The organism is Halorubrum tibetense, from assembly GCF_042661865.1.
Taxonomy (GTDB): Archaea; Halobacteriota; Halobacteria; order Halobacteriales; family Haloferacaceae; genus Halorubrum; species Halorubrum tibetense.
In genome coordinates this window covers 1-1,122 of record NZ_JBHSWW010000481.1, presented here as the reverse complement: position 1 = coordinate 1,122, position 1,122 = coordinate 1, and the positions used below count along the sequence as shown (strand labels likewise).

At 72.5% G+C, this 1,122-nt stretch carries 1 protein-coding gene; it reads right to left on the bottom strand.

The features are described from left to right. Positions 1-149: 149 nt before the first annotated feature. Positions 150-1,122 (bottom strand): anthranilate synthase component I family protein (locus tag ACFQEU_RS16360; RefSeq protein WP_379783885.1); only part of this gene is annotated, 973 nt, incomplete at its 5' end.

Here is a 1,122-nt window from a genome sequence, read left to right as displayed (position 1 = left end):
GGCGCGCCAGCCGCCCACGTCGTCCGCGTGCGTTCGGTTCGTCGCGCCGTCCGCGTGCGTTCGGTTCGTCGCGCCGTCCGCGTGCGTTCGGTTCGTCGCGCCGTCCGCGTGCGTTCGGTTCGTCGCGCCGTCCGCGTCCGTTTCACTCATCACGTCTCACCCTCCGTCGCACCCTCGTCGGTGATATCGAGGGCCGCCTCCGAGAGCGCCTCGTCGATGGCCGTCACGAGCGCCCGGCCCTTCGCGAGCGTCTCCGCGTACTCCGCGTCGGGCTCGGAGTCGTGGACGATCCCCGCGCCGACGCGCAAGTCGTACCGCTCGCCGGTTCGGACCAGCGTTCGAATGACGATGTTGGCGGTCAGTCGGCCGTCGAACCCCGCCGCGAACATCGACCCGGTGTAGGGCCCTCGGCGGGTCTCCTCCAGCTCGTCGATGATCTCCATCGTCCGCGGCTTCGGCGCGCCGGTGATCGTCCCGCCGGGGAAACAGGCGGCGAGCGCGTCGGCGAGCCCCACGTCCCGGCGGGCCTCGCCCTCGATCAGGCTCACGAGGTGCATCACCTCCGAGTACCGGTCCACCCGGCGATACTCCGCGACGTCGACCGTGCCGAACCGGGACACCTTCCCGAGGTCGTTGCGCTCGAGGTCGACGAGCATCGTGTGCTCGGCACGCTCCTTCCCGTCCCCGGTCAGCTCGGCCTCCAACACGGCGTCCGCGTCGGCGTCCTCGCCCCGCGGCCGGGTGCCCGCGATGGGTTCGGTGAGGAGCCGCGCGCCACGCTCCGGATCCTCGCTAGGCACGCGCTCTAAGAGAAGCTCCGGGCTCGCGCTTACGAGGTCGGCCCCCAACCCGTCGCGCTCGAACTCCAGCAGCCCGGAGTAGGGCGCTGGGTTCACCCGCCGGAGCGCGTCGTACGCTGCCACCGGATGGACGGTCGCGGGCGCGCGGAGCCGCTGCGAGACGTTCGCCTGGAACGTGTCACCGTCCCGGACGTACGCCTTGACGCGCCGGACCGCGTCCGCGTACGTCTCCTGTCCGGTGTCGCTCTCGAAGGTCGCCGAGGACTCGGGGCCCGAGCCCGCGTCCCGGCTCCCGGTTGCCCCCGTCGGCGGCGGACCGACG